The sequence below is a fragment of the Pantoea sp. LS15 genome (assembly GCF_012241585.1).
In the GTDB taxonomy this organism is placed as follows: Bacteria; Pseudomonadota; Gammaproteobacteria; order Enterobacterales; family Enterobacteriaceae; genus Enterobacter.
The window spans coordinates 113,363-137,161 of record NZ_JAAVXA010000007.1; the positions used below are offsets into that span (position 1 = coordinate 113,363).

The following is a 23,799-nucleotide window of genomic DNA, read 5'->3' on the forward strand; positions in this document are numbered from 1 at the left end:
TTGAGCATTGCGTAAAAAAAATCACTGGATACAGTATGGTACCGTTAACATTTCTTCGAAAAAAAGCCACACGCAGCGTGCCGCTTCTGCTGGCAGCGCTGATCTTTGCAGGCTGTGGCACCCAGGCACCTGACCAGAGCACTGCACATCTGCAGGGTTCCGCTCAGGCTGATTCTGGTTTTTATCTGCAACAAATGTCGCAGAGTTCAAATGATACCAAGACCAACTGGCAATTACTCGCCATTCGTGCACTGTTGAAAGAGGGGAAAACCCAGCAGGCCGCCGAACTGTTCAATCAGTTACCGAAAGATCTTAACGACACTCAACGTCGTGAGCAGAGTTTGCTTTCCGCTGAACTGAAAGTCGCACTGAAAGATTATGATGGCGCGAAAAAGCTCCTGGGTGATATCGACGTCAGCGCGCTGGATAAAAATCAGCAGGCTCGTTTCTGGCAGGCAGGTATTGCTGCTGAGCAGGGTCGTCCTTCCCTGACACTGCTCCGTGCACTGATTGCTCAGGAACCGCTGCTCGGCGGTGCCGACAAGCAGAAAAATATTGATGCCACCTGGCAGGCGCTTGCCTCCATGACCCAGGAACAGGCGCAGGCACTGGTCATCAATGCCGATGAGAACGTACTGCAGGGCTGGCTGGATCTGCAGCAGATGTGGTTTAACAACCGCAACGATCCGAAGATGCTGAAAGCAGGTATTACTGACTGGCAAACCCGCTACCCGCAGAATCCGGGCGCGAAAATGCTGCCAACACAGCTGGTAAACGTGCAGAACTTTAAGCCAGCATCGACCAGCAAAATCGCCCTGCTGCTGCCGCTAAACGGTCAGGCGTCGGTATTTGGTCGCACTATTCAGCAGGGTTTTGAAGCGGCGAAAAACGGTACCACGCCGGTGACAGGCAGTGCCGTTCCGGCACAAGCAGCACAGGCAGCAAATGTGAACGATGTTGTCAGCCCGTCCGCAGCCGAGACCAGTGACCTGACCACCGCCCAAACCCCGGCGCAGGGCACGATGCAAAACCCGGTTACCGCACCAACAACACCTCCGGCAGCCGCAACTGCGCCTGCGCCTGCAACACAGGCTCCGGCTGAGACACAAGCGGCGACGGCACCTGCTGCCACAGCACAACCGTCTGAACAGCAACCTGCGCAACCCGCAACCCAACCTGCTGCGCAGCCGCAAACCGTGGCAGCCTCCAGCGCCAACCCGAGTGCTGAGCTGAAAATCTACGACACCAGTTCACAGCCGCTTGACCAGGTGCTGGCGCAGGTTCAACAGGACGGTGCAAGCATCGTTGTCGGCCCGCTGCTGAAAAACAACGTGGAAGAGCTGATGAAGAGCAATACCACGCTGAACGTGCTGGCGCTCAATCAGCCTGAACAGGTTCAGAACCGGGCCAATATCTGCTACTTCGCGCTTTCCCCTGAAGATGAAGCCCGCGATGCCGCACGACATATCCACGAGCAGGGTAAACAGGCTCCTCTGTTGCTCATCCCACGTAGTACGCTGGGCGATCGCGTCGCGAATGCCTTTGCCGATGAATGGCAGAAGCTCGGTGGCGGTATGGTGCTGCAGCAGAAATTCGGTTCCGTCTCTGAACTGCGCGCTGGCGTAAATGGCGGGGCAGGTATCGCCCTGAACGGAAGTCCGGTGACCGCAAGCCTGCCGCAGCAGCAGGGCGTGACAATTGGTGGTCTGACAATCCCTGCCCCACCTACCGACGCGCAGATCAGCGGTGGCGGTAAAGTGGATGCAGCCTATATTGTCGCCACGCCACAAGAGATCGCCTTTATCAAACCGATGATTGCAATGCGTAACGGCAGCCAGAGCGGCGCAACGCTGTACGCCAGTTCACGCAGCGCGCAGGGCACTGCAGGCCCGGATTTCCGTCTGGAAATGGACGGTCTGCAGTACAGCGAAATCCCTATGCTGGCAGGCAGCAATCCGGCACTGATGCAGCAGGCGCTGGGGGCAGTACGTAACGACTACTCTCTGGCACGTCTGTATGCGATGGGTGTCGATGCGTGGGCGCTTGCAAACCACTTTACCCAGATGCGTCAGGTGCCAGGCTTTGAGCTTAACGGCAACACCGGCGATCTGACCGCTACTCAGGATTGCGTGATCAACAGGAAGTTATCATGGCTCAAATACCAGCAGGGGCAAATCGTCCCGGCCAGTTAAGCCGTAAAGAGACCGGCGATGCGTGGGAACTCAAAGCGCGTCGCTGGCTTGAAGGCAAAGGACTGCGCTTTATCGCCGCTAACGTCCGTGGGCGTGGCGGCGAAATTGACCTGATCATGAAAGAGGCTCAGGTCATTGTGTTTGTAGAAGTCCGTTTTCGACAGTCCTCCCGTTTTGGCGGCGCTGCCGCCAGCGTGACGCTCGCCAAACAACATAAATTATTACAGACTGCCCACTTGTGGCTTGCCCGCCATAATGGGAGCTTTGATACTGTGGATTGCCGGTTCGATGTGATAGCCTTCACCGGAAATGAGATCGAATGGCTTAAAAACGCTTTTGGCGAAGACGCATAATTAAGATTTAAAAGGGATAACGTGCTCGAAAGAATTAAAGTGTGCTTCACAGAAAGCATCCAGACTCAGATTGCCGCGGCTGAAGCGCTACCGGATGCTATCTCCCGTGCCGCGATGACGCTGGTGCAATCCCTGCTTAATGGCAACAAAATCCTCTGTTGTGGCAACGGAACGTCAGCCGCCAACGCACAGCATTTTGCTGCCAGCATGATCAATCGTTTTGAAACAGAACGTCCGAGTTTACCTGCCATTGCACTTAATACCGATAATGTGGTCTTAACAGCGATTGCTAACGATCGTCTGCATGACGAAATTTATGCGAAGCAGGTGAGAGCCCTCGGCCATGCCGGAGATGTGCTGCTGGCAATATCCACACGCGGCAACAGCCGGGACATTGTCAAAGCTGTTGAAGCCGCTGTGACCCGGGACATGACTATCGTGGCTTTAACCGGCTATGACGGTGGTGAGCTGGCGGGTTTGCTGGGGCCGCAGGATGTGGAAATTCGCATTCCTTCTCACCGTAGCGCGCGTATTCAGGAAATGCATATGCTGACGGTAAATTGCTTATGCGACCTGATCGATAACACGCTTTTCCCTCACCAGGATGATTAAGGAGTTCTTATGAAGGCTTTATCGACCCTCGCAGTCCTTATGTCTGCATTACTGCTTCAGGGCTGTATCGCTGCGGCTGTCGTGGGTACTGCTGCGGTAGGCACTAAAGCAGCAACCGATCCGCGTACTGTCGGGACGCAGGTGGATGACGGTACGCTTGAACTGCGCGTCAACAGTGCGCTGTCGAAAGACGAACAGATTAAGAAAGAAGCGCGCATCAATGTGACGGCTTATCAGGGTAAAGTGCTGCTTGCGGGCCAGGCACCCAATATGGAACTCGCCTCCCGCGCCAAACAGATTGCGATGGGTGTAGAAGGTACAACAGAAGTCTTCAACGAAGTGCGCCAGGGACAACCTGTCAGCCTGGGCACCGCATCGTCTGACACCTGGATCACCACCAAAGTGCGTTCCCAGTTGCTGGGTTCTGACCAGGTGAAATCTTCCAACGTGAAAGTGACGACGGAAAACGGTGAAGTGTTCCTGCTGGGTCTGGTAACCGACCGTGAAGGAAAAGCTGCGGCTGATATCGCCAGCCGGGTGAGCGGCGTGAAACACGTCACCACCGCGTTTACTTATATCAAGTAATAAAAAATACCCGGCAATGTCGGGTATTTTTTTGTCTTAAACCAACGCAAGACTTCCCACTACCACCCCACTCAACGCCACCAGCCCCGCTGTCAGCCACAGCGCTTTGGCCGGGAATGATTTACGCAGCATGATAAGCGACGGCAGGCTGATTGCAGGCAGTGTGATGAGCAGCGCCAGCGCCGGTGCTGTGCCCATGCCAGCCAGCATCATGGTCTGCACAATCGGGATCTCCGCCGCCGTTGGGATCACAAACAGGCAGCCTGCAACGGCCATCGCAATGACCCACATCAGCGTGTTGTCGATAGCCCCATCCGCATGCGGGAAAAGCCAAACGCGCGCAGCCCCCAGAACCAGTACCGCCAGGATATAGACCGGGATAGTGCTCCAGAAAAGCTGCCATAACGCCTGACCCCAGCGCATGAAGAAACTCCCCTGAGGCTCGCTGACGTTCAGCTCAACTGACGCCGGTTCAACGGCATTATCTTTCACCCATTTTTGTACCAGCGTCGCGACTACCAGCACCGTCAGCAATCCAGCCACCAGACGGATGAACGCAAAATGCCAGCCCAGAACAAATCCCATAAACACCAGCGTCGCCGGGTTTAATAGCGGGTTACCCATCCAGAAAGCCAGCGCTCCGCCCATTGAGACACGCTGGCGACGCATCCCCGCGGTAACAGGAGCAGCGCAGCAGGAGCACATCATGCCCGGCAGAGAGAAAATCGTCCCCAGAAGCGTGCCCTGAAAACGCGACTGCCCGAGAGTTTTCACCAGCCAGTTCCGCGGAATAAGTACCTGAATCAGTGACCCCAGAATGACGCCTAAAACGGCGGCTTTCCAGACGGCAAGGAAGTAGACCAAAGCGTAATCCCACGCCGCCTGCAGTGGGCTGGTATCAGCCTGAGCGAGAATAGACTTACCGATGCTGTGCGTTTCGGCGGCGGTGAAGGCTTTGCCGTAATAAGGCTGCCATTTCACATACCAGAGGCCGATAATGACCACAAGAAAGAAGAGCGCGGGCTTCCACCATTGAACAGGTGTTGCCGCCTGAGATGAAGACTGACCAGTCATAACATTCCCCGGAGAGTAGTAGGTAATTAGCCGGGGGAGTTTACGCCTCGCCCTGCGCGATTTCACGCAGTTTTGCCGAAGGGATAATGTTCACCCCTTCCTTCGAAGGCGAAAACGCCTCTTTCAGCATCGCGCGAGCGACATCCTGCGCCTCAATGGATTTCCAGTTCCCCGGAAGAATGCGGAATAGCGGCGCGAAAATTGACTCATTAAAACGCCGTTCGTCGCGGTGTCCCAGTAGCATGGAGGGGCGAGCAATCGTCAGATATTCCCACCTCTGCGCAATCAGCGCGTCCTCCATTTTGCCCTTCACTTTGTTGTAGAAAAAAGGCGATCCGGCGCTGGCACCCAGCGCGCTGACCACCAGGAAATGTTTCGCCCCAAGCCTTTTGGCCGTGAGTGCCGTATCTACCACCAGTGTGTAGTCCGCATGCACAAACGCCTCTTTACTGCCCGCCTCACGCCGGGTCGTGCCGAGACAGCAAAATGCGATATCAATGGGGTCCTGCACCTGTGCCAGCGCATCCGTCAGTTGCGGATCATGTGGGTTAAAGACGCCGGAGATGTCTGCGAGCGGTCGTCGCGTAGGGGCGGCGATATAATTCACTTTGCGCTCCTGAATCAGCAGACGCAGCAAATGTCCGCCCACCAACCCGGTTGCGCCTGTAAGCAGTACCTGGCTCATCTTTTCCCCTTTACAGAATTGTCCGTTTGCGAACTCAGCGTGGTCGACCACACTTAGAAGTCTGTTACAGGTAAGTATTTACCACAAGCGGAGAAAAATCAGTCTGAAGCCAAAACAACGGAGACCGGTCTTTGCCATCTGCCACGGCCCGCAACTGCTCATCAGCGCTGAGGTTGTACGCGGGCGTAAGCTCACGGCGGTGAAACCGATCGTTATCGATCTGAAAAATGCGGGGTCCGAGTTTTACGATCAGGAAGTGGTCAACGACAAAGACCAGCTGATCACCAGCCGGACCCCGGACGATCTTCCGGCATTTAACCGCGAAGCGCTACGCCTGCTCGGCGCGTAGCCAGTGCAGCTTCTTGCCAAAGCCCAGCGTGTTGTCGGTAAATTTCAGCTCATCAAGGCGGATTTCCCATACCGGGGCTTTTAGCGAAGCGGCAACAGGAAAACGGCGCGTGTAACGCTTACGATGCGCGTCGCTCTCTTCTCCGTCCAGACGACGGATTTCCCCTTTAAACTGCACCCCACGGATCAGCGCGACCGTTTTAGGCTGGCCATTCACCGTGCCCGCGACCTTCGCCTGCTGGCCAGTCATCTGCGCATGACGAGTCTTATCTTCACTCATGACATAAAAGGCCACACGCTCGGGATCGTAGTAGTAAAACGCGTTTGCGCACCACATCTCGCCCTCGCTGTACACGCACCAGGTGACGACATGCTGTTTCGTCAGCCAGCGGTTAATGGTGGCCAGTGTTTCCATTTTCATTCTCTCTCATGCTATGGTGCGTTCACCTTAACATACTGAATCTGTTTACCGTGTGCTGGTTTCTCTATCTTGTCCGAACCGCTGATAACGCACTCTACACCGGGATCACCACCGATGTGGCGCGGCGTTTTTTACAACATCAAACGGGAAAAGGGGCAAAAGCACTGCGGGGGAAAGGAGAACTACAACTCGCCTTTTCAGCACCTGTTGGTGACAGATCGCTGGCGCTCAGACTGGAATACCGTATTAAGCAGTTGACGAAGCGCCAGAAAGAGCGCCTCGTGAGCGGAGACGGCTCGTTTGAGGCGCTACGCGAGCGCCTGATTAAAAGCGATTGAAATGGTCGTGGTACTCCACCAGGCCATTAACGCCATTGAGCGCGTCATCGGCCAGACGGTGTACCTGGAACGCGGATTCCGTGCCCGGCCAGCGGCAGCGGAGATCGTAATGCGCGGCCTGCTCAAAGCCTAAATGGCCATAAAACGCCGGATCGCCCAGCGTGACCACAGCGGCATAGCCAAACTCATTGAGCGAATCCAGCCCTTCATAGACCAACTGGCGTGCCAGCCCTTGTCCACGATAATTTTCATCAACGGCCAGTGGTGCCATACCTACCCACTGGAGCTCTTCTCCCTGAACGGTAACCGGGCTGAAGGCAACGTAGCCCACCACCTGACCTTCATCATCGGTGGCAACCAGCCCCAGCGTAATCAGGCCGTCTTCGCGAAGATCGTGGACCAGTTGGGCTTCGGCATCGCTCTCAAAAGAGCGGCGTAGCAACGCATCAATTCCCGGTGCATCAATCCCAATTTCAACTCGAATCAGCATGGCTCACCTACTGAAGTGTGTTTGCTTTCCGGCGGGCTTTTCAGCCCGGCCTCAACGAAATCTGCCATTTGCATCAACATGACACGCAGCGCTTTCGGCATCTGCTCCAGCTCAATGGCATCCATTAAATTCTTAACGTACAGGCCCAGCTCCGTATCGCCTTCAATGACCAGACGACGCTGGAAGAAGAGCGTATCCGGATCTTGCTTACGCGCGGCAATCATCAGCAAATCGCTGGCGTTGGCGCTAAAACTCACATCCGCGTCGGCAGATTCACGTACGATCAACTGGTCATTCTCAACAGAGGTAAACCAGCGCAGCCCGATGTCACGCACCTCAATGCTTAACCAGCGGCCTTCCAGGAACTCCAGCTCGCCATCGTGCAGCGCCTGGCGGAACTGCCAGCTCAGGACCTGCTCCAGCACCTGGCGTTTAAGCGCGAACGGCGCCAGTTTGACCGGCACGCTCAGCATTGATGGACCAAATTGTACGAGACGTGAACGCAGTTTATCCAGCACGAGCTTTACTCCCTGATATCTATAGTCCTGCTATTTTGCCATATCCGAAGCACAACATAGCGGCGTAAATCAACAAACCGTCGTCCGGTGTACCTCATTATTGGTGCCATCAATACGCCATTAGCTGCCTTAAATCAAAAATTGTCGCGTATGGGTTAATTAAAATCCCAGCTCGTTAACAATTTTGCGATCGACTACATCAGGATAAATTATGGAGCTGCTCTGCCCAGCCGGAAACCTTCCGGCGCTTAAGGCGGCCATCGAAAATGGGGCCGATGCGGTCTATATCGGGCTAAAAGATGACACCAATGCCCGCCATTTTGCTGGCCTCAACTTTACGGAGAAAAAGCTTCAGGAAGCCGTTAACTTCGTTCATCAGCACCGCCGCAAACTGCATATCGCCATCAATACTTTTGCCCATCCTGATGGCTATGCCCGCTGGCAGCGTGCGGTGGATATGGCTGCACAACTGGGTGCGGATGCGCTGATCCTGGCCGACCTCGCTATGCTTGAGTATGCGGCAGAACGCTATCCCCATATTGAGCGCCACGTCTCTGTTCAGGCATCTGCCACTAACGAAGAGGCCGTACGTTTTTACCATCAAAACTTTGACGTGGCCCGTGTGGTGCTACCGCGCGTGCTCTCTATTCATCAGGTTAAGCAACTCGCGCGCGTCACGCCAGTGCCGCTGGAAGTTTTTGCTTTTGGTAGCCTGTGCATTATGGCTGAAGGTCGTTGCTACCTTTCCTCTTATTTAACCGGTGAATCACCGAATACCGTCGGGGCCTGCTCCCCTGCCCGCTTCGTCCGCTGGCAGCAGACGCCACAGGGGCTGGAGTCTCGCCTGAATGAAGTACTGATCGACCGCTATCAGGACGGTGAAAACGCAGGGTATCCGACGCTGTGTAAAGGCCGCTACCTGGTCGACGGCGAGCGCTACCACGCGCTGGAAGAACCCACCAGCCTCAACACGCTGGAACTGCTGCCGGAACTGCTGGCGGCCAATATTGCCTCGGTAAAAATCGAAGGTCGCCAGCGCAGCCCGGCGTACGTGAGCCAGGTGGCGAAAGTCTGGCGTCAGGCCATCGACCGCTGCATGGCCGATCCGCAGAATTACGCTCCGCAACCGGCCTGGATGGAAACGCTCGGTTCGATGTCCGAAGGCACGCAAACCACGCTTGGCGCGTATCACCGTAAATGGCAGTGAGATAACCATGAAATATTCATTAGGGCCGGTGCTCTACTACTGGTCAAAAGAGACGCTGGAAGATTTTTACCAACAGTCCGCCACCAGCAGCGCCGATGTGATTTATCTCGGTGAAGCCGTGTGCAGCAAACGCCGCGCCACTAAGGTAGGCGACTGGCTGGATATGGCAAAAAACCTGGCCGGAAGCGGCAAACAGGTGGTGCTTTCAACGCTCGCGCTGGTACAAGCCTCTTCCGAACTGGGGGAACTGAAGCGTTACGTTGAGAATGGCGAGTTCCTGCTGGAAGCGAGCGACCTGGGAGTGGTGAACATGTGCGCTGAACGCAAGTTGCCATTTGTCGCGGGTCATGCGCTGAACTGCTATAACGCCGTCACCCTGCGTCTGCTGCTCAAACAGGGGATGACGCGCTGGTGCATGCCGGTAGAACTCTCTCGCGACTGGCTGGCAAATCTGCTGACACAGTGCGAAGAGCTGGGCATTCGCAATCAGTTTGAAGTGGAAGTACTGAGCTATGGCCATTTGCCGCTAGCCTACTCTGCCCGTTGCTTTACCGCGCGCTCGGAAGATCGTCCGAAAGACGAGTGTGAAACCTGCTGCATCAAGTATCCGAACGGGCGCAGCATGCTGTCTCAGGAGAATCAGCAGGTATTTGTTCTCAACGGTATTCAGACCATGAGCGGTTATGTCTATAACCTGGGCAATGAGCTGGCATCGATGAACGGGCTGGTAGACATGGTGCGTCTGTCGCCGCTGGATACCAGCGTGTTCGCAATGCTGGACGCCTTCCGTGCCAATGAAAATGGGACATCTCCGCTGCCGCTGACCGCTAACAGCGACTGCAACGGTTACTGGAAGCGGCTCGCCGGGCTGGAACTGCAGGCATAGCGATAAAGTGTAAAGGCTCACTTTGTTAACAACGGTTATTAATTTTTAATGCACTATTAAAAGATTCACCGTCGACAAAGTGAGCTGTTATGACTGATAAAACCATTCCGTTTTCGGTGCTGGATCTGGCGCCGATCCCACAAGGTTCCTCAGCGCGCGAGGCCTTTTCCCACTCTCTGGATCTTGCTCTTCTTGCCGAAAAACGTGGCTATCACCGCTACTGGCTGGCAGAACACCACAATATGGTGGGTATCGCCAGTGCCGCGACTTCAGTGCTGATTGGCTATCTGGCGGCGAACACCACCACGCTGCACCTGGGATCCGGTGGCGTCATGTTGCCGAACCATGCACCACTGGTGATTGCCGAGCAGTTTGGTACGCTCAATACCCTCTATCCTGGCCGCATTGATTTAGGGCTTGGCCGTGCGCCGGGCAGCGATCAGCCGACCATGCGCGCGCTACGTCGCCATATGAGCGGGGATATCGACAACTTCCCACACGATGTGGCGGAACTGGTGAACTGGTTCGATGCGCGGGACCCGAACCCACACGTGCGTCCGGTTCCAGGCTACGGCGAGAAGATCCCGGTGTGGTTGTTAGGCTCAAGCCTCTACAGTGCACAACTTGCCGCACAACTGGGGCTGCCATTTGCATTTGCCTCACACTTCGCGCCGGATATGCTCCATCAGGCGCTACATCTCTACCGCACGAACTTCAAACCATCTGAGCGTCTGGAAAAACCGTATGCGATGGTGTGTATCAATATCATTGCTGCCGACAGTACTCGCGATGCCGAGTTTTTGTTCACCTCCATGCAGCAGGCGTTTGTGAAGTTGCGCCGCGGTGAGACAGGCCAGTTGCCGCCACCGGTGGAGAATATGCATCAGTTATGGTCCGCTTCCGAGCAGTATGGCGTGCAGCAGGCGCTAAGCATGTCTCTGGTGGGCGATAAGGCGAAAGTGCGTCACGGTCTGGAAGCGGTGCTGCGTGAAACGCAGGCGGATGAGATTATGGTTAATGGCCAGATATTCGATCACCAGGCGCGTTTACATTCGTTTGAGCTGGCGATGCAGGTGAAAGAAGAAATGTAGTGAAGTATGTTTTGTTACTCCAGCCCTCTCCCACGGGGAGAGGGTGAAAAGAGGCGTTTACTGATACACAGGCAGCAGGTTGAAGCTCGACAGCACATGCACCAGTGCGTTGCCAACACCGAACACCAGAATCAGCACAATCATCGGCTTGCCGCCCCAGACGCGGAATTTAGGGCTTCCGAAGCGTTTACGTGATTTACGTGCCAGCAGCGCCGGGACAATCGCAGCCCAGATGGTTGCTGCCAGTCCGGCATAGCCGATGGCATACAGGAAACCATTCGGCCACAGCAGGCCTCCTACAATCGGTGGCAGGAAGGTCAGCAGTGCGGTTTTGAAGCGCCCCATTGCAGAATCATCAAAACCAAACAGATCAGCCAGGTAGTCAAACAGACCCAACGTCACGCCGAGGAAAGAGCTCGCCACGGCAAAGTTGGAGAACACCACTAGCAAGAGATCCAGACTACGGCTGTTCAGCACACCACTCAGCGCCTGTACCAGCACATCTATGTTACCGCCCTTCTGCGCAATGCCGATAAATTCCGGACGCGGGATGTTGCCCATCGTCCCCAGCAGCCAAATCACATACAGACCCAACGCCAGCAGCGTGCCGTAGACCAGACACTTCACAATCGTGCGTGGATCTTTGCCGTAGTACTTCATCAGGCTCGGCACATTACCGTGGTAGCCGAACGACGCCAGACAGAATGGCAGCGTCATCAGTAGGTATGGCGTATAGGAGGTATTCACTTCGGCGACATTAAACAGTGTCGCGGGAGTGACGTGCCCCAGCAGGCTGCCGAAGGTCAGGAAGAAGGTGATGACCTTAGCGCCCAGCACAATCGCCGTCATGCGGCTCACTGCTTTGGTGCTCATCCAGACGATAAACGCCACGCCCAGCGCAAAGCACAGCCCTGCCAGACGCGCCGGAACGTTCAGCGACATCTCCGAGAAGGTGTGGTGCAGAATAGAACCGCTCGCTGAAATATATGCGTAGGTCAGGATGTAAAGCACAAATGCGATGGAGAGGCCGTTCACCAGGTTCCAGCCTTTGCCTAACAGATCTTTGGTAATGGTGTCGAAGCTGGAGCCTATACGGTAGTTCAGGTTCGCTTCGAGGATCATGAGCCCGGAATGGAGCATACAGAACCAGGTAAAGACCAGCGCCGCCAGCGACCAGAAGAACCACGCACCGGACATGACCACTGGCAGGGAGAACATCCCGGCGCCAATAATGGTTCCGCCGATGATCACCACGCCGCCAAGCAGCGAAGGTGACGTTTGAGTGGTGGTTAGTGTCGCCATACAGCCATTTCTCCAGTCAATAATGCGGTGATGCATTTTAATGTGCAGCACTGTACCAGTACAGGAGTACAAAAGAAATAAAAAAAGCCCCGATTGTGTTTATCGGGGCTGTATATTTTACTTTACGTCAGTTGCGTAAGGATTACGCGTCACGACGACGGCTTGAACCTTCGTCACGACGTGGGCCGCGGTTTTCACGGCGCTCGCCGGAGAAACGACGACCTTCACCGCCACGACCTTCGCTGCGACCACCTTCACGACGCTCACCACCGAAACCGCGACCACCGCCACGACGTTCGCCGCCACGGTCAGGACGTGGCTGTGCATCGCCCAGCAGCTGCATGTTCATCGGCTTGTTCAGGATGCGGGTGCGAGTAAAGTGCTGCAGTACTTCGCCCGGCATGCCTTTTGGCAGCTCAATGGTAGAGTGGGATGCGAACAGCTTGATGTTACCAATGTAACGGCTGCTGATGTCGCCTTCGTTAGCGATCGCGCCAACGATGTGACGAACTTCAACACCATCATCACGGCCCACTTCAATGCGGTACAGCTCCATGTCGCCCGCGTCACGACGCTCACGACGTGGACGGTCTTCACCACCGCGCTCTGGACGGTCACCACGTGGGCCACGATCGTTACGGTCGCCACGACGTTCGAAGCGATCGTCACGGTCACGGAATTCACGCTTAGGACGCATTGGTGCATCTGGTGGCACGATCAGGCTACGTTCGCCTTGCGCCATTTTCAGCAGTGCTGCTGCCAGAGTTTCCATATCCAGCTCTTCGCCTTCAGCAGTTGGCTGAATCTGCGACAGCAGTGCACGGTACTGATCCAGATCGCTGCTTTCCAGCTGCTGCTGAACTTTCGCGGCGAATTTTTCCAGACGGCGTTTGCCCAGCAGTTCTGCGTTTGGCAGGTCAGCTTCTGGAATGGTCAGCTTCATGGTGCGTTCGATGTTACGCAGCAGACGGCGCTCGCGGTTCTCAACGAACAGCAGAGCACGACCCGCACGACCCGCACGACCGGTACGGCCGATACGGTGAACGTAAGACTCGGAGTCCATCGGGATGTCGTAGTTAACAACCAGGCTGATACGTTCAACGTCCAGACCACGTGCTGCCACGTCGGTTGCAATCAGGATATCCAGACGACCGTCTTTCAAACGCTCCAGAGTCTGCTCACGTAGGGCCTGGTTCATGTCGCCGTTCAGCGCTGCGCTGTTGTAGCCGCTACGCTCAAGCGCTTCAGCCACTTCCAGGGTCGCGTTTTTGGTACGAACGAAGATAATCGCCGCATCAAAATCTTCCGCTTCCAGGAAACGTACCAGCGCTTCGTTTTTGCGCATGCCGTATACAGACCAGTAGCTCTGGCTGATGTCCGGGCGAGTGGTAACGCTGGACTGAATACGCACTTCCTGCGGCTCTTTCATGAAGCGGCGGGTAATGCGACGAATCGCTTCTGGCATGGTTGCAGAGAACAGCGCGGTCTGATGACCGTCCGGGATCTGCGCCATGATAGTTTCTACGTCTTCGATGAAGCCCATACGCAGCATTTCATCTGCTTCATCCAGTACCAGGCCGCTCAGTTTAGAGAGGTCCAGAGTACCGCGCTTCAGGTGATCCAGCAGACGGCCAGGCGTACCGACAACAATCTGTGGGCCCTGGCGCAGGGCGCGTAACTGCACGTCATAACGCTGGCCGCCGTACAGGGCTACCACGTTTACGCCGCGCATATGTTTAGAGAATTCCGTCATTGCTTCAGCAACCTGAACAGCCAGTTCACGGGTTGGAGCCAGGACGAGGATCTGCGGTGCACGCAGGTCCGGATCAATATTGTTCAGCAGCGGCAGCGAGAACGCCGCAGTTTTACCGCTACCAGTCTGGGCCATGCCCAGCACGTCACGACCAGAGAGCAGATGTGGGATACATTCTGCCTGGATCGGAGATGGTTTTTCGTAACCCAGATCGTTAAGGGCTTCAAGGATAGGAGCCTTCAGGCCCAGATCTGCAAAAGTGGTTTCGAATTCAGCCATGTAGTACGAGTGCCTCAATGTCAATGGCGGCCAGTCTACTTAGCTCATCGTGAAAATGATCTGCAATTTTCATTGAAAAGTGTGAACCGGCTCAAATTAGATGTATTGACGAACAACAACGCCCTCACCAGTTAAGATGATGGCAATCAAAAGATTACGGGCTGATGTTTATGTCGTCAGCTATTGCTGGTCCGATTCTGCCAGGTCGTCTTGCTCCTGGCCCAAGAGCGATAATTCCAACAATGCATAACGGTGCTCAACGAAGTTGTGTACGTTGTTAGCAACCGCTAATTTGAACAGTGCCGTAGCGCTGTCCTTATCCCCCAGACTTAGGTAGTACTTACCTAAATAGAAGTTGGTTTCACTGAGATGCTCAGCGAGCGAGGTGTTATCCGTTGCGTCCGCCTTGAGGCGTTCCATCAGCGTTGCTTCGCTAATGTTGCCCAGGTAGAACTCGACAATGTTCCATCCCCACTGTTCCTTGTCCGATTTATCGAAGCGCTGTTTCAGTGCCTCTTTTGCCTGCTTCTCATCGAGCTTCCGCTCAACGATGTAAAGCCACAGGCTACGGAAAGGATCATTAGGATCGTCTTGATAAAACGCCAGCAGATCATCTTGCGCTAACTTATCACGACCGCCGTAATACAATGCGATACCGCGATTCAAGTGCGCGTAGTTGTAAGTTGGATCAAGCTCAAGTACAGAATCAAACGCTTCATAGGCAGCATCAAAATTGCCTGCCTGCGTTAAATAAATGCCTAAGTAATTGAATACTTCAGGCATATCAGGTCGGATTGCCAGCGCTTGTGAAAAATCATTTCGCGCCAATGCCCTCAGACCGAGACTATCATACAACACTCCGCGCTCATATAAAAGCTGTGCGCGTTCGTCATCGGTTAAAGCCCGACTGGCAAGAATTTGTTCCATGCGTGCCAGAATCACTTCCTGCTGCAAAGTCGGTTGCAATGGCACTGCGAGGACTTCGCTCTTACGCCAGGCAGAGTTGCTGCATCCTGCCAGCGTTAGAGCTGTCGCAACGAAACACCAGCGCAAAAAAGGCTTCATTTCCCACTCCCGAAGACAACTATTGGATGAACGTCCTGTCCCCCGGCGGCTTAACAAGGCGTCCTGCCTGATAATAGGCCCTCCGCAAAGCGGAGGGCAAATGGCAACTTACTCGCCTTGCTGTTCTGCTGCCTGTGCTTCAGGCGCAGCAGCTGGCTGAGACTGCTCGGTTGCTTCTTTAATGCTCAGACGGATACGGCCCTGGCGGTCAACTTCCAGAACTTTAACCGGTACTTCCTGGCCCATCTGCAGGTAATCGGTCACTTTCTCAACGCGCTTGTCAGCGATCTGAGAGATGTGAACCAGACCTTCTTTACCGCCACCGATGGCAACGAACGCGCCAAAGTCAACGATACGGGTCACTTTACCTGCATAGACGCGGCCCACTTCGATTTCTGCAGTGATTTCTTCGATACGACGGATAGCGAATTTCGCTTTCTCGCCATCGGTTGCAGCAATCTTCACTGTACCGTCATCTTCGATTTCGATGGTGGTGCCAGTTTCTTCGGTCAGAGCACGGATAACAGAACCGCCCTTACCGATAACATCTTTGATCTTGTCTGGATTGATCTTGATGGTGTGAATACGCGGAGCGAACTGAGAAATATCGCCACGCGGTGCGTTAATCGCTTGTTCCATCACGCCCAGGATGTGCAGACGCGCACCTTTAGCCTGGTTCAGAGCAACCTGCATGATCTCTTTGGTGATACCTTCAATTTTGATATCCATCTGCAGTGCAGAGATACCGTCGCGGGAACCCGCTACTTTGAAGTCCATATCGCCCAGGTGATCTTCGTCGCCCAGAATGTCAGACAGAACAACAAAGTTGTCGCCTTCTTTCACCAGACCCATTGCGATACCCGCAACAGCGGCTTTGATTGGCACGCCAGCATCCATCAGCGCCAGAGAGGCACCACACACGGAAGCCATGGAAGAAGAACCGTTAGATTCGGTGATTTCAGAAACCACACGAACGGTGTACGGGAATTTGTCTGCGTCTGGCATCACTGCCAGCACGCCGCGCTTCGCCAGACGACCGTGACCAATTTCACGACGCTTCGGCGAACCCACCATACCGGTTTCACCTACGGAGTACGGAGGGAAGTTATAGTGGAACAGGAAGCTGTCAGTACGCTCGCCCATCAGTTCGTCGATGATCTGTGCATCACGGGCAGTACCCAGAGTTGCCGTCACCAGCGCCTGAGTTTCACCACGGGTGAACAGCGCAGAACCGTGAGTACGTGGCAGTACGCCAGTACGAACGTCCAGACCACGGATCATGTCTTTTTCGCGGCCATCAATACGCGGCTCACCAGCCAGAACGCGGCCACGAACAACGTTTTTCTCGATTGCGTGCAGGATTTCGCCAATTTCGTTAGCGTCCAGCGTTTCGTCTTCAGCAACCAGGGCAGCGGTAACGTCAGATTTGATCACGTCAACCTGAGCGTAACGCTCCTGTTTGTCAGTGATACGGTACGCATCGCTCAGACGAGATTCTGCCAGTGCAGCAACGCGTGCATTCAGTGCGTCGTTTGCCGCTTCTGGCTGCCAGTCCCAACGTGGTTTACCCGCTTCTTTCACCAGGTCGTTGATGTTCTGGATAACAACCTGCTGCTGATCGTGACCGAAGACCACGGCGCCCAGCATCTGGTCTTCGCTCAGCAGTTCAGCTTCAGATTCAACCATCAGAACGGCGGCTTCAGTACCCGCAACAACCAGGTCCAGCTTACTTTCTTTCAGCTCTTCCTGAGTTGGGTTCAGTACGTACTGGTCGTTGATGTAACCGACGCGCGCGGCACCGATTGGGCCATTGAATGGAATACCAGACAGTGACAGGGCGGCAGAAGCACCAATCATCGCTACGATGTCTGGGTTAACCTGTGGGTTAACGGAAACAACGGTCGCGATAACCTGAACTTCGTTCACGAAACCTTCCGGGAACAGCGGGCGAACCGGGCGGTCAATCAGACGCGCGATCAGGGTTTCGCCTTCGCTTGGACGGCCTTCACGACGGAAGAAACCACCTGGGATTTTACCGGCAGCGTAAGTACGCTCCTGGTAGTTAACGGTCAGTGGGAAGAAGTCCTGACCTGGTTTTGCTTTTTTCTGGCCAACTACGGTCACGAATACTGCAGTGTCATCCATGCTTACCATAACGGCAGCAGTAGCCTGACGTGCCATCATGCCAGTTTCCAGCGTGACGGTATGTTGACCATACTGGAATTTACGAACGATCGGATTCAGCAAAATTCTGTCCTTTCTTAAATGTTTGACAGCACACCCACGGCGTGCTGTCGATTTAACCCGACCTTCTTCGCATCCTCGCGACTAATGACAACCGACACCCTCATGGGTGAAGCCTCTCATTAGCCGCGCGAACCTCTGCAATGAAGATCATTTATAGCAACAATACAATAGTTTCCAGTGAATTGCTGCCGTCTGGTTGAAAAAAGGGGCCATCAGGCCCCCTTTTCTGAAACTCGCAAGACTTAGCGACGCAGACCCAGACGCTCGATCAGCGCGGTGTAGCGTGCAACATCTTTACGTTTCAGGTAGTCGAGCAGTTTACGACGCTGAGAAACCATGCGCAGCAGACCACGACGGCTGTGGTGATCTTTTTTGTGCTCTGCAAAGTGACCCTGCAGGTGGTTAATCTGTGCAGTCAGCAGTGCAACCTGAACTTCGGTAGAACCGCTGTCGTTAGTACCACGACCAAACTCAGAAACGATTTTAGCTTTAGCTTCAACGCTTAGAGACATTTTCAAACTCCAAAGTATAAAGAATGTAAGGATGCCGATCTCTAATTCAGCAATCCAATGTACGCCCCGCAGATTGTTAAACAATTTACCAGGCGTTAAGCGGCAATATTCTACTCGTCTCCCCTGCTTATCGCAAGGTGAGCCGTTATTGCCGTCACGCTTCTACCGGGTATTCGACGACCAGACGGCGTGGCGCAACGCGCCCTTCACCATCCATTTCGCCCATCCCAATAAACTTGCCTTCATCACCTTCAGTCACACGTACCAGACCTTCGAGCGGCGCATCAGCCGTACGAACCGGGTTTCCGTTCTTAAAGTAAACGGACGATGTTAAAGGAAGATTAACTACAGGGAAGTCCGCTGCCGGACTGTCCATCGGCATCAGCAATGGATCCAGTAAATCTGCCGGAGCAATACCCTGGGCTTCAGCCTGTTCAACCAACGCGCGAAGATGTTCAAGGGTCACCATTCGCTCTACTGGATACTTACTCACCGCAAGGCGGCGCAGGTAGATAACATGTGCGCCACAGCCCAGTTTTTCACCAAGATCGTCGATGATGGTACGAATATAGGTGCCTTTCGAACAGTGTACTTCCAGCTCCAGCTCATCCCCTTCGTGGCGAATAAACAGCAGTTCATACACGGTTATCGGACGGGCTTCACGCGGGACTTCAATGCCCTGGCGTGCATATTCGTAGAGTTTTTTTCCCTGATATTTCAGCGCCGAATACATCGACGGCACCTGCATCGTGTCCCCACGGAAGCTCTCCAGCGCAGCATCAAGCTGTTCCGCGCTGAATGTCACCGGACGCTCTTCTACCACCTGACCATCTGCGTCGGAGGTATCCGTACGCTGTCCTAGTTTGGCGATAACGCGGTAACGCTTATCGGAGTCGAGCAGGTACTGGGAAAACTTTGTCGCCTCCCCCAGACAAACCGGCAGCATACCGGTTGCCAGAGGGTCCAGCGCACCCGTGTGGCCCGCACGGTTGGCGTTAAAAATACGCTTAACTTTTTGCAGCACGTCGTTGCTGGAAGCGCCCTGGGGTTTATCCAGCAGCAGCACACCATGCACGTCGCGACCACGACGACGAGGACGACTCATTAGTCCTCCTTGCTGTCGTCCGCTGGGTTAACACGACGTTCGTCGTCATGTTTCACCACGCTGGTTACCAGGTTAGACATACGCATACCTTCAACCAGCGAGTTGTCGTAGAAGAAGGTCAGCTCAGGCACGATACGCAGACGCATCGCTTTACCAAGCAGAGAGCGGATGAAACCAGAGGCTTCCTGAAGGGCTTTGATACCGTTTTTAACTGCGGCTTCATCCTGATCGTTCAGGAAAGTCACGAACACTTTGGCATACGCCAGGTCACGGGACATTTCTACGCCAGACACGGTGGTCATCATACCCACGCGTGGGTCTTTAATTTCACGTTGCAGAATGAGGGCGATCTCTTTCTGCATTTCCTGCGCTACGCGCTGAGGGCGACCAAATTCTTTCGCCATAATAAATTCTCCAGACAAAAAAGGGGCTAAAGCCCCTTTTTTAAATTATTGCCGGGTGGCGCGAGGCGATCCCGGCCTACAATCGGTCATTAAGCGATGGTACGCTGAATTTCGATGATCTCGAACACTTCGATCATATCGCCAACGCGAACGTCGTTGTAGTTCTTCACGCCGATACCACATTCCATACCGTTACGGACTTCGTTCACGTCATCTTTGAAGCGGCGCAGGGATTCCAGCTCGCCTTCATAGATAACCACGTTGTCGCGCAGGACACGGATTGGGTTGTGACGCTTGATGATACCTTCGGTAACCATACAGCCCGCGATCGCACCGAATTTCGGTGATTTGAACACGTCACGTACTTCAGCCAGACCGATGATCTGCTGTTTCAGCTCAGGAGACAGCATACCGCTCATCGCAGCTTTCACTTCGTCGATCAGGTTATAGATGACGGAGTAGTAACGCAGATCCAGGCTTTCCGCTTCGATCACGCGGCGAGCAGAAGCATCAGCACGCACGTTGAAGCCAACCAGGATAGCGTTGGACGCTGCAGCCAGGGTCGCGTCGGTTTCGGTGATACCACCTACGCCAGAACCGATGATCTTCACTTTAACTTCGTCGGTAGACAGTTTCAGCAAGGAGTCGGAGATCGCTTCCACAGAACCCTGAACGTCGGCTTTCAGAACAACGTTCACTTCGTGAACTTCGCCCTCGGTCATGTTGGCAAACATGTTCTCGAGTTTAGATTTCTGCTGACGAGCCAGTTTAACTTCACGGAATTTGCCCTGACGATACAGTGCAACTTCACGTGCTTTCTTCTCGTCACGCACAACGGTCACTTCGTCACCGGCAGCCGGCACACCGGACAGACCCAGGATTTCCACTGGAATGGACGGACCTGCTTCCAGGACTTCCTGACCCAGTTCGTTACGCATCGCACGAACACGACCATATTCGAAACCACACAGGACGATATCGCCTTTATGCAGTGTACCTTCGCGAACCAGAACGGTCGCCACCGGGCCACGGCCTTTATCCAGGAAGGATTCGATAACAGCGCCGCTCGCCATACCGTTACGGATCGCTTTCAGCTCCAGAACTTCAGCCTGCAGCAAGATCGCGTCCAGCAGGTCGTCGATACCGGTACCTGCTTTCGCAGACACGTGTACGAACTGGCTTTCACCGCCCCACTCTTCTGGCATGATGCCGTACTGGGACAGTTCGTTTTTAACACGATCCGGATCCGCTTCTGGCTTATCGATCTTGTTCACTGCAACCACTACCGGCACACCCGCCGCTTTCGCGTGCTGGATAGCTTCGATAGTCTGTGGCATGACGCCATCGTCAGCTGCAACAACCAGAACAACGATATCTGTCGCCTGGGCACCACGAGCACGCATTGAGGTAAACGCGGCGTGGCCTGGGGTATCCAGGAAGGTGATCATACCGTTGTCAGTTTCTACGTGGTAAGCACCGATGTGCTGGGTAATACCACCCGCTTCACCGGAGGCCACTTTCGTAGAACGAATGTAGTCGAGCAGAGAGGTTTTACCGTGGTCAACGTGACCCATGATGGTCACCACTGGCGCACGCGGTTCAGCCGCAGCACCGGTGTCACGGTCGCTCATTACCGCTTCTTCCAGCTCGTTTTCACGACGCAGGATAACTTTGTGGCCCATCTCTTCGGCAACCAGTTGTGCGGTTTCCTGGTCGATAACCTGGTTGATGGTCGCCATTGCGCCCAGTTTCATCATCGCTTTGATGACCTGAGAGCCTTTAACTGCCATCTTGTTCGCCAGATCGCCAACGGTGATGGTTTCGCCGATCACAACGTCACGGTTAACTGCCTGAGCTGGCTTCTGGAAGCCCTGCTGCAGAGAAGAACCTTTACGCTGTTTGCCGCCTTTACCACCACGTACCGCTGCACGCGCTTCTTCACGGTCAGCTTTAGATTCGGCGTGTTTATTGCCTTTCTTCGCCGGACGCGCTGCTTTCGCATTGCGACCACGACCACGGCCGCCTTCAACTTCACGGTCGTTATCATCTTCAGCCTGACGCGCGTGCTGAGAAGTGGTCACGTGATAGTCGCTGGTATCTTCAGACTGCTCAGCGGTATCAACACCGTTCTTCTCGTTTTCTTCTGCCATACGGCGTGCTTCTTCAGCCACACGACGCGCTTCTTCTTCCAGCTTACGACGGGCTTCTTCTTCCGCTTTACGCTTCAGCTCGGCAGCTTCATTTTCACGGCGGGCTTTTTCAGCCTGGGCGGTTTTGGTCATTTCGTCTGTCTGTTGATTGCTCACTTTGTCTTTTTCCGCAGCGTCACGCTTCACTTTATCACTTGCGTCGCGTTTCGCTTTTTCTGCGGCCTCACGTTCAGCTTTTAATTCTGCTTCACGTTTAGCGGTTGCTTCCGCCTCACGCTGAGCTTGTTCTTCCGCTTCACGCTGTGCCTGCTCTTCCGCGGCAAGGCGTTCTGCCTCTTGCGGATCACGTTTTACAAAGGTGCGCGTCTTGCGGACTTCAATTTGTACCGATTTGCTTTTGCCACCGGTACCTGGGATGTTTAACGTGCTACGCGTTTTGCGTTGCAGCGTTAACTTGTCAGGCGTCGAACCGTGTTCACGGTTCAGATGCGTTAACAAGGTTTGTTTTTCTTGCGCGGTCACCGAGTCATCAGCGGACTTCGGGATCCCTGCATCAGCAAATTGCTGTACCAGGCGGTCCACGGAGGTCTGAATCTCAGCAGCCAGCGATTTTACAGTTACATCAGTCATGCTGTTCCTTCCTGCTACAGTTTATTACGCTTCGTCGCCGAACCAGCAAATATTACGTGCGGCCATGATGAGCTCGCCGGCTTTCTCGTCGGTTAAACCTTCGATATCAGCCAGGTCATCAACGCCTTGCTCGGCGAGGTCTTCCAGCGTACAAACACCACGGGCAGCCAGCTTGAACGCAATCGCACGATCAAGACCTTCCAGATTCAGCAGGTCATCAGCCGGCTTCTTATCGCCAAGGCTTTCTTCCTGAGCCAGTGCCAGGGTGGTCAGTGCGTTTTTAGCGCGTTCACGCAGGGCTTCAACGGTTGGCTCATCCAGACCGTCAATTTCCAGCAGCTCTTTCATTGGCACATAGGCCAGTTCTTCCAGCGTAGAGAAGCCTTCTTCAACCAGAACAGTGGCGAAATCTTCGTCAATATCCAGGTACTTAGTGAAGGTATCGATCGCCGCATGGGCTTCAGCCTGATGCTTGGCCTGCAGGTCATCAACGGTCATGACGTTGAGTTCCCAGCCGCTCAGCTGTGACGCCAGGCGAACGTTCTGACCATTACGGCCGATTGCCTGCGCCAGGTTGCCCGCTTCAACTGCGATATCCATAGTGTGTTTGTCTTCGTCAACAACGATAGACGCCACATCAGCTGGAGCCATTGCGTTGATCACGAACTGCGCCGGGTTATCGTCCCACAGAACGATATCAATACGCTCGCCGCCAAGCTCAGTAGAGACAGCCTGAACACGCGCACCACGCATACCGACACAAGCACCGACTGGGTCGATACGTTTGTCGTTGGTTTTCACCGCAATTTTCGCACGAGAGCCCGGATCGCGAGCCGCTGCTTTAATCTCGATAACTTCTTCGCCGATTTCCGGTACTTCGATACGGAACAGTTCAACCAGCATTTCTGGTTTAGAACGGGTCACGAACAGCTGTGCACCACGCGCTTCAGGACGCACGGCGTACAGAACACCACGAATACGGTCACCTGGACGGAAGTTTTCACGTGGCAGCATATCTTCACGCAGAATTACCGCTTCAGCGTTACCCGGCATCCCTTCGGATTTGATTTCCAGAGAGATGTTGTCGCGGTTCACTTTCTTCACCACGCCAGTAATGATTTCGCCTTCCTGATCGCGGAACTGGTCGACAACCAGCGCGCGCTCGGCTTCACGCACTTTCTGCACGATAACCTGTTTCGCGGTCTGGGTCGTGATACGGTCGAAAGTCACAGATTCAATCTGATCTTCAACGTATTCACCCACGTTCAGACTTTCGTCTTCAAAACGTGCCGCTTCCAGGGTGATCTCTTTGGTCGGCTGGGTCACTTCTTCAACGATTACCCAACGACGGAATGTATCGAAGTCACCGCTTTTACGATCGATTTCTACGCGAACATCGATCTCTTGCTCGTATTTTTTCTTGGTTGCTGTAGCCAGTGCACTTTCCAGCGCTTCGAAAATCTTCTCACGCGGCAGTGATTTCTCGTTGGAGACGGCTTCAACAACAGCCAAAATTTCTTTGTTCATCGCGGGCTTTTCACCTCAATCCAGA

At 54.3% G+C, this 23,799-nt stretch carries 23 protein-coding genes and 1 pseudogene; 9 read left to right on the forward strand and 15 right to left on the reverse strand.

The window, feature by feature from the left end; genetic code table 11:
- The first annotated feature begins 35 nt into the window (after positions 1 to 35).
- Genes HED65_RS12505 through dolP form a run of 4 tightly spaced genes read left to right on the forward strand, consistent with a single transcriptional unit; the run spans position 36 to position 3,742 of the window.
- Positions 36 to 2,192 carry a penicillin-binding protein activator gene (locus HED65_RS12505; protein ID WP_114978828.1) on the forward strand — a complete coding sequence of 719 codons (2,157 nt, stop codon included), beginning with the start codon at positions 36 to 38 and terminating at the stop codon, positions 2,190 to 2,192.
- A complete protein-coding gene (locus tag HED65_RS12510; protein ID WP_028017062.1) occupies positions 2,150 to 2,545 on the forward strand; it encodes a YraN family protein in 396 nt (131 codons plus the stop codon). The genes HED65_RS12505 and HED65_RS12510 overlap by 43 nt, the downstream gene beginning before the upstream one ends.
- A 21-nt stretch (positions 2,546 to 2,566) precedes the next feature.
- Entirely contained in the window at positions 2,567 to 3,157 is a 591-nt protein-coding gene (gene diaA / locus HED65_RS12515; RefSeq protein WP_003861754.1) for a DnaA initiator-associating protein DiaA, read from the forward strand.
- Between the two features lie 9 nt (positions 3,158 to 3,166).
- The gene (gene dolP / locus HED65_RS12520) at positions 3,167 to 3,742 is read left to right on the forward strand and encodes a division/outer membrane stress-associated lipid-binding lipoprotein (protein ID WP_114978829.1); all 576 of its coding nucleotides are present in this window, start codon (positions 3,167 to 3,169) and stop codon (positions 3,740 to 3,742) included.
- A gap of 36 nt (positions 3,743 to 3,778) precedes the next feature.
- Here dolP and HED65_RS12525 read toward each other — a convergent pair whose 3' ends face one another.
- A complete protein-coding gene (locus tag HED65_RS12525; protein WP_114978830.1) occupies positions 3,779 to 4,816 on the reverse strand; it encodes a permease in 1,038 nt (345 codons plus the stop codon).
- 40 nt (positions 4,817 to 4,856) lie between these two features.
- Positions 4,857 to 5,501, reverse strand: coding sequence for an NAD(P)H-binding protein (locus HED65_RS12530; protein ID WP_114978831.1), 645 nt, complete (start codon positions 5,499 to 5,501; stop codon positions 4,857 to 4,859).
- A 121-nt stretch (positions 5,502 to 5,622) separates the two neighbouring features.
- Between HED65_RS12530 and HED65_RS12535 the strand changes: the two are divergent.
- Positions 5,623 to 5,850 (forward strand): annotated as a pseudogene (locus tag HED65_RS12535) (DJ-1/PfpI family protein); the annotation flags it as partial.
- Here the strand turns inward: HED65_RS12535 and HED65_RS12540 are convergent.
- Positions 5,830 to 6,264 carry a YhbP family protein gene (locus HED65_RS12540; protein ID WP_114978896.1) on the reverse strand — a complete coding sequence of 145 codons (435 nt, stop codon included), beginning with the start codon at positions 6,262 to 6,264 and terminating at the stop codon, positions 5,830 to 5,832. The pseudogene HED65_RS12535 and the gene HED65_RS12540 overlap by 21 nt on opposite strands.
- Before the next feature lie 14 nt (positions 6,265 to 6,278).
- On the opposite strand from HED65_RS12540, the gene HED65_RS12545 reads away from it, so the two are divergent.
- Positions 6,279 to 6,608, forward strand: a complete 330-nt coding sequence (locus tag HED65_RS12545; protein ID WP_080282778.1) for a GIY-YIG nuclease family protein — start codon at positions 6,279 to 6,281, stop codon at positions 6,606 to 6,608.
- On the opposite strand, the gene HED65_RS12550 is transcribed toward HED65_RS12545, so the two are convergent.
- Both HED65_RS12550 and ubiT read right to left on the reverse strand, forming a co-directional pair.
- Positions 6,595 to 7,098, reverse strand: coding sequence for a GNAT family N-acetyltransferase (locus HED65_RS12550; protein WP_114978832.1), 504 nt, complete (start codon positions 7,096 to 7,098; stop codon positions 6,595 to 6,597). The genes HED65_RS12545 and HED65_RS12550 overlap by 14 nt on opposite strands.
- Positions 7,092 to 7,616 (reverse strand): ubiquinone anaerobic biosynthesis accessory factor UbiT, encoded by a 525-nt coding sequence (ubiT, locus tag HED65_RS12555; RefSeq protein ID WP_114978833.1) that lies wholly within the window; start codon positions 7,614 to 7,616, stop codon positions 7,092 to 7,094. The genes HED65_RS12550 and ubiT overlap by 7 nt, the downstream gene beginning before the upstream one ends.
- Before the next feature lie 211 nt (positions 7,617 to 7,827).
- On the opposite strand from ubiT, the gene ubiU reads away from it, so the two are divergent.
- The 3 genes from ubiU to HED65_RS12570 all read left to right on the forward strand — a co-directional run bounded on the left by ubiU (position 7,828) and on the right by HED65_RS12570 (position 10,800).
- Positions 7,828 to 8,823, forward strand: a complete 996-nt coding sequence (gene ubiU, locus HED65_RS12560) for a ubiquinone anaerobic biosynthesis protein UbiU (protein ID WP_114978834.1) — start codon at positions 7,828 to 7,830, stop codon at positions 8,821 to 8,823.
- 7 nt (positions 8,824 to 8,830) lie between these two features.
- On the forward strand, positions 8,831 to 9,709 hold the full coding sequence (locus tag HED65_RS12565; RefSeq protein ID WP_114978835.1) for a U32 family peptidase: 879 nt from the start codon (positions 8,831 to 8,833) through the stop codon (positions 9,707 to 9,709).
- Between the two features lie 89 nt (positions 9,710 to 9,798).
- Complete coding sequence (locus tag HED65_RS12570) at positions 9,799 to 10,800, forward strand: luciferase-like monooxygenase (protein WP_114978836.1); 1,002 nt, start codon at positions 9,799 to 9,801, stop codon at positions 10,798 to 10,800.
- A gap of 57 nt (positions 10,801 to 10,857) precedes the next feature.
- On the opposite strand, the gene mtr is transcribed toward HED65_RS12570, so the two are convergent.
- The 10 genes from mtr to nusA all read right to left on the reverse strand — a co-directional run bounded on the left by mtr (position 10,858) and on the right by nusA (position 23,774).
- A complete protein-coding gene (gene mtr, locus HED65_RS12575) occupies positions 10,858 to 12,102 on the reverse strand; it encodes a tryptophan permease (protein WP_108091080.1) in 1,245 nt (414 codons plus the stop codon).
- Between the two features lie 142 nt (positions 12,103 to 12,244).
- Positions 12,245 to 14,134, reverse strand: a complete 1,890-nt coding sequence (locus HED65_RS12580) for a DEAD/DEAH family ATP-dependent RNA helicase (RefSeq protein WP_028017050.1) — start codon at positions 14,132 to 14,134, stop codon at positions 12,245 to 12,247.
- Positions 14,127 to 14,207 carry a protein YrbN gene (yrbN, locus tag HED65_RS12585; protein WP_097533792.1) on the reverse strand — a complete coding sequence of 27 codons (81 nt, stop codon included), beginning with the start codon at positions 14,205 to 14,207 and terminating at the stop codon, positions 14,127 to 14,129. The genes HED65_RS12580 and yrbN overlap by 8 nt, the downstream gene beginning before the upstream one ends.
- Before the next feature lie 107 nt (positions 14,208 to 14,314).
- Entirely contained in the window at positions 14,315 to 15,199 is an 885-nt protein-coding gene (gene nlpI, locus HED65_RS12590) for a lipoprotein NlpI (protein ID WP_008501476.1), read from the reverse strand.
- 108 nt (positions 15,200 to 15,307) lie between these two features.
- Positions 15,308 to 17,446, reverse strand: coding sequence for a polyribonucleotide nucleotidyltransferase (pnp, locus tag HED65_RS12595; RefSeq protein ID WP_114978837.1), 2,139 nt, complete (start codon positions 17,444 to 17,446; stop codon positions 15,308 to 15,310).
- 242 nt (positions 17,447 to 17,688) lie between these two features.
- Positions 17,689 to 17,958 carry a 30S ribosomal protein S15 gene (rpsO, locus tag HED65_RS12600; protein WP_003861789.1) on the reverse strand — a complete coding sequence of 90 codons (270 nt, stop codon included), beginning with the start codon at positions 17,956 to 17,958 and terminating at the stop codon, positions 17,689 to 17,691.
- A 154-nt stretch (positions 17,959 to 18,112) separates the two neighbouring features.
- A complete protein-coding gene (gene truB, locus HED65_RS12605; protein WP_028017048.1) occupies positions 18,113 to 19,063 on the reverse strand; it encodes a tRNA pseudouridine(55) synthase TruB in 951 nt (316 codons plus the stop codon).
- Positions 19,063 to 19,467 carry a 30S ribosome-binding factor RbfA gene (gene rbfA, locus HED65_RS12610; RefSeq protein WP_003024988.1) on the reverse strand — a complete coding sequence of 135 codons (405 nt, stop codon included), beginning with the start codon at positions 19,465 to 19,467 and terminating at the stop codon, positions 19,063 to 19,065. The genes truB and rbfA overlap by 1 nt, the downstream gene beginning before the upstream one ends.
- 89 nt (positions 19,468 to 19,556) lie before the next feature.
- Positions 19,557 to 22,247 (reverse strand): translation initiation factor IF-2, encoded by a 2,691-nt coding sequence (infB, locus tag HED65_RS12615; protein ID WP_114978838.1) that lies wholly within the window; start codon positions 22,245 to 22,247, stop codon positions 19,557 to 19,559.
- 24 nt (positions 22,248 to 22,271) lie between these two features.
- Positions 22,272 to 23,774, reverse strand: a complete 1,503-nt coding sequence (gene nusA, locus HED65_RS12620; RefSeq protein WP_028017046.1) for a transcription termination factor NusA — start codon at positions 23,772 to 23,774, stop codon at positions 22,272 to 22,274.
- Positions 23,775 to 23,799: the final 25 nt, after the last annotated feature.

What these genes read in the sequence shown, in the direction of transcription:
- truB (WP_028017048.1), bottom strand. Translation starts at nt 19,063, where the DNA reads ATGAGTCGTCCTCGTCGTCGTGGTCGCGACGTGCATGGTGTGCTGCTG.
- HED65_RS12505 (WP_114978828.1), top strand. Translation starts at nt 36, where the DNA reads ATGGTACCGTTAACATTTCTTCGAAAAAAAGCCACACGCAGCGTGCCG.
- HED65_RS12570 (WP_114978836.1), top strand. Translation starts at nt 9,799, where the DNA reads ATGACTGATAAAACCATTCCGTTTTCGGTGCTGGATCTGGCGCCGATC.
- mtr (WP_108091080.1), bottom strand. Translation starts at nt 12,102, where the DNA reads ATGGCGACACTAACCACCACTCAAACGTCACCTTCGCTGCTTGGCGGC.
- HED65_RS12580 (WP_028017050.1), bottom strand. Translation starts at nt 14,134, where the DNA reads ATGGCTGAATTCGAAACCACTTTTGCAGATCTGGGCCTGAAGGCTCCT.
- nusA (WP_028017046.1), bottom strand. Translation starts at nt 23,774, where the DNA reads ATGAACAAAGAAATTTTGGCTGTTGTTGAAGCCGTCTCCAACGAGAAA.
- infB (WP_114978838.1), bottom strand. Translation starts at nt 22,247, where the DNA reads ATGACTGATGTAACTGTAAAATCGCTGGCTGCTGAGATTCAGACCTCC.
- rbfA (WP_003024988.1), bottom strand. Translation starts at nt 19,467, where the DNA reads ATGGCGAAAGAATTTGGTCGCCCTCAGCGCGTAGCGCAGGAAATGCAG.
- HED65_RS12540 (WP_114978896.1), bottom strand. Translation starts at nt 6,264, where the DNA reads ATGGAAACACTGGCCACCATTAACCGCTGGCTGACGAAACAGCATGTC.
- HED65_RS12545 (WP_080282778.1), top strand. Translation starts at nt 6,279, where the DNA reads ATGCTATGGTGCGTTCACCTTAACATACTGAATCTGTTTACCGTGTGC.
- HED65_RS12510 (WP_028017062.1), top strand. Translation starts at nt 2,150, where the DNA reads ATGGCTCAAATACCAGCAGGGGCAAATCGTCCCGGCCAGTTAAGCCGT.
- dolP (WP_114978829.1), top strand. Translation starts at nt 3,167, where the DNA reads ATGAAGGCTTTATCGACCCTCGCAGTCCTTATGTCTGCATTACTGCTT.
- HED65_RS12525 (WP_114978830.1), bottom strand. Translation starts at nt 4,816, where the DNA reads ATGACTGGTCAGTCTTCATCTCAGGCGGCAACACCTGTTCAATGGTGG.
- yrbN (WP_097533792.1), bottom strand. Translation starts at nt 14,207, where the DNA reads ATGAAAATTGCAGATCATTTTCACGATGAGCTAAGTAGACTGGCCGCC.
- ubiU (WP_114978834.1), top strand. Translation starts at nt 7,828, where the DNA reads ATGGAGCTGCTCTGCCCAGCCGGAAACCTTCCGGCGCTTAAGGCGGCC.
- HED65_RS12550 (WP_114978832.1), bottom strand. Translation starts at nt 7,098, where the DNA reads ATGCTGATTCGAGTTGAAATTGGGATTGATGCACCGGGAATTGATGCG.
- HED65_RS12565 (WP_114978835.1), top strand. Translation starts at nt 8,831, where the DNA reads ATGAAATATTCATTAGGGCCGGTGCTCTACTACTGGTCAAAAGAGACG.
- nlpI (WP_008501476.1), bottom strand. Translation starts at nt 15,199, where the DNA reads ATGAAGCCTTTTTTGCGCTGGTGTTTCGTTGCGACAGCTCTAACGCTG.
- rpsO (WP_003861789.1), bottom strand. Translation starts at nt 17,958, where the DNA reads ATGTCTCTAAGCGTTGAAGCTAAAGCTAAAATCGTTTCTGAGTTTGGT.
- HED65_RS12530 (WP_114978831.1), bottom strand. Translation starts at nt 5,501, where the DNA reads ATGAGCCAGGTACTGCTTACAGGCGCAACCGGGTTGGTGGGCGGACAT.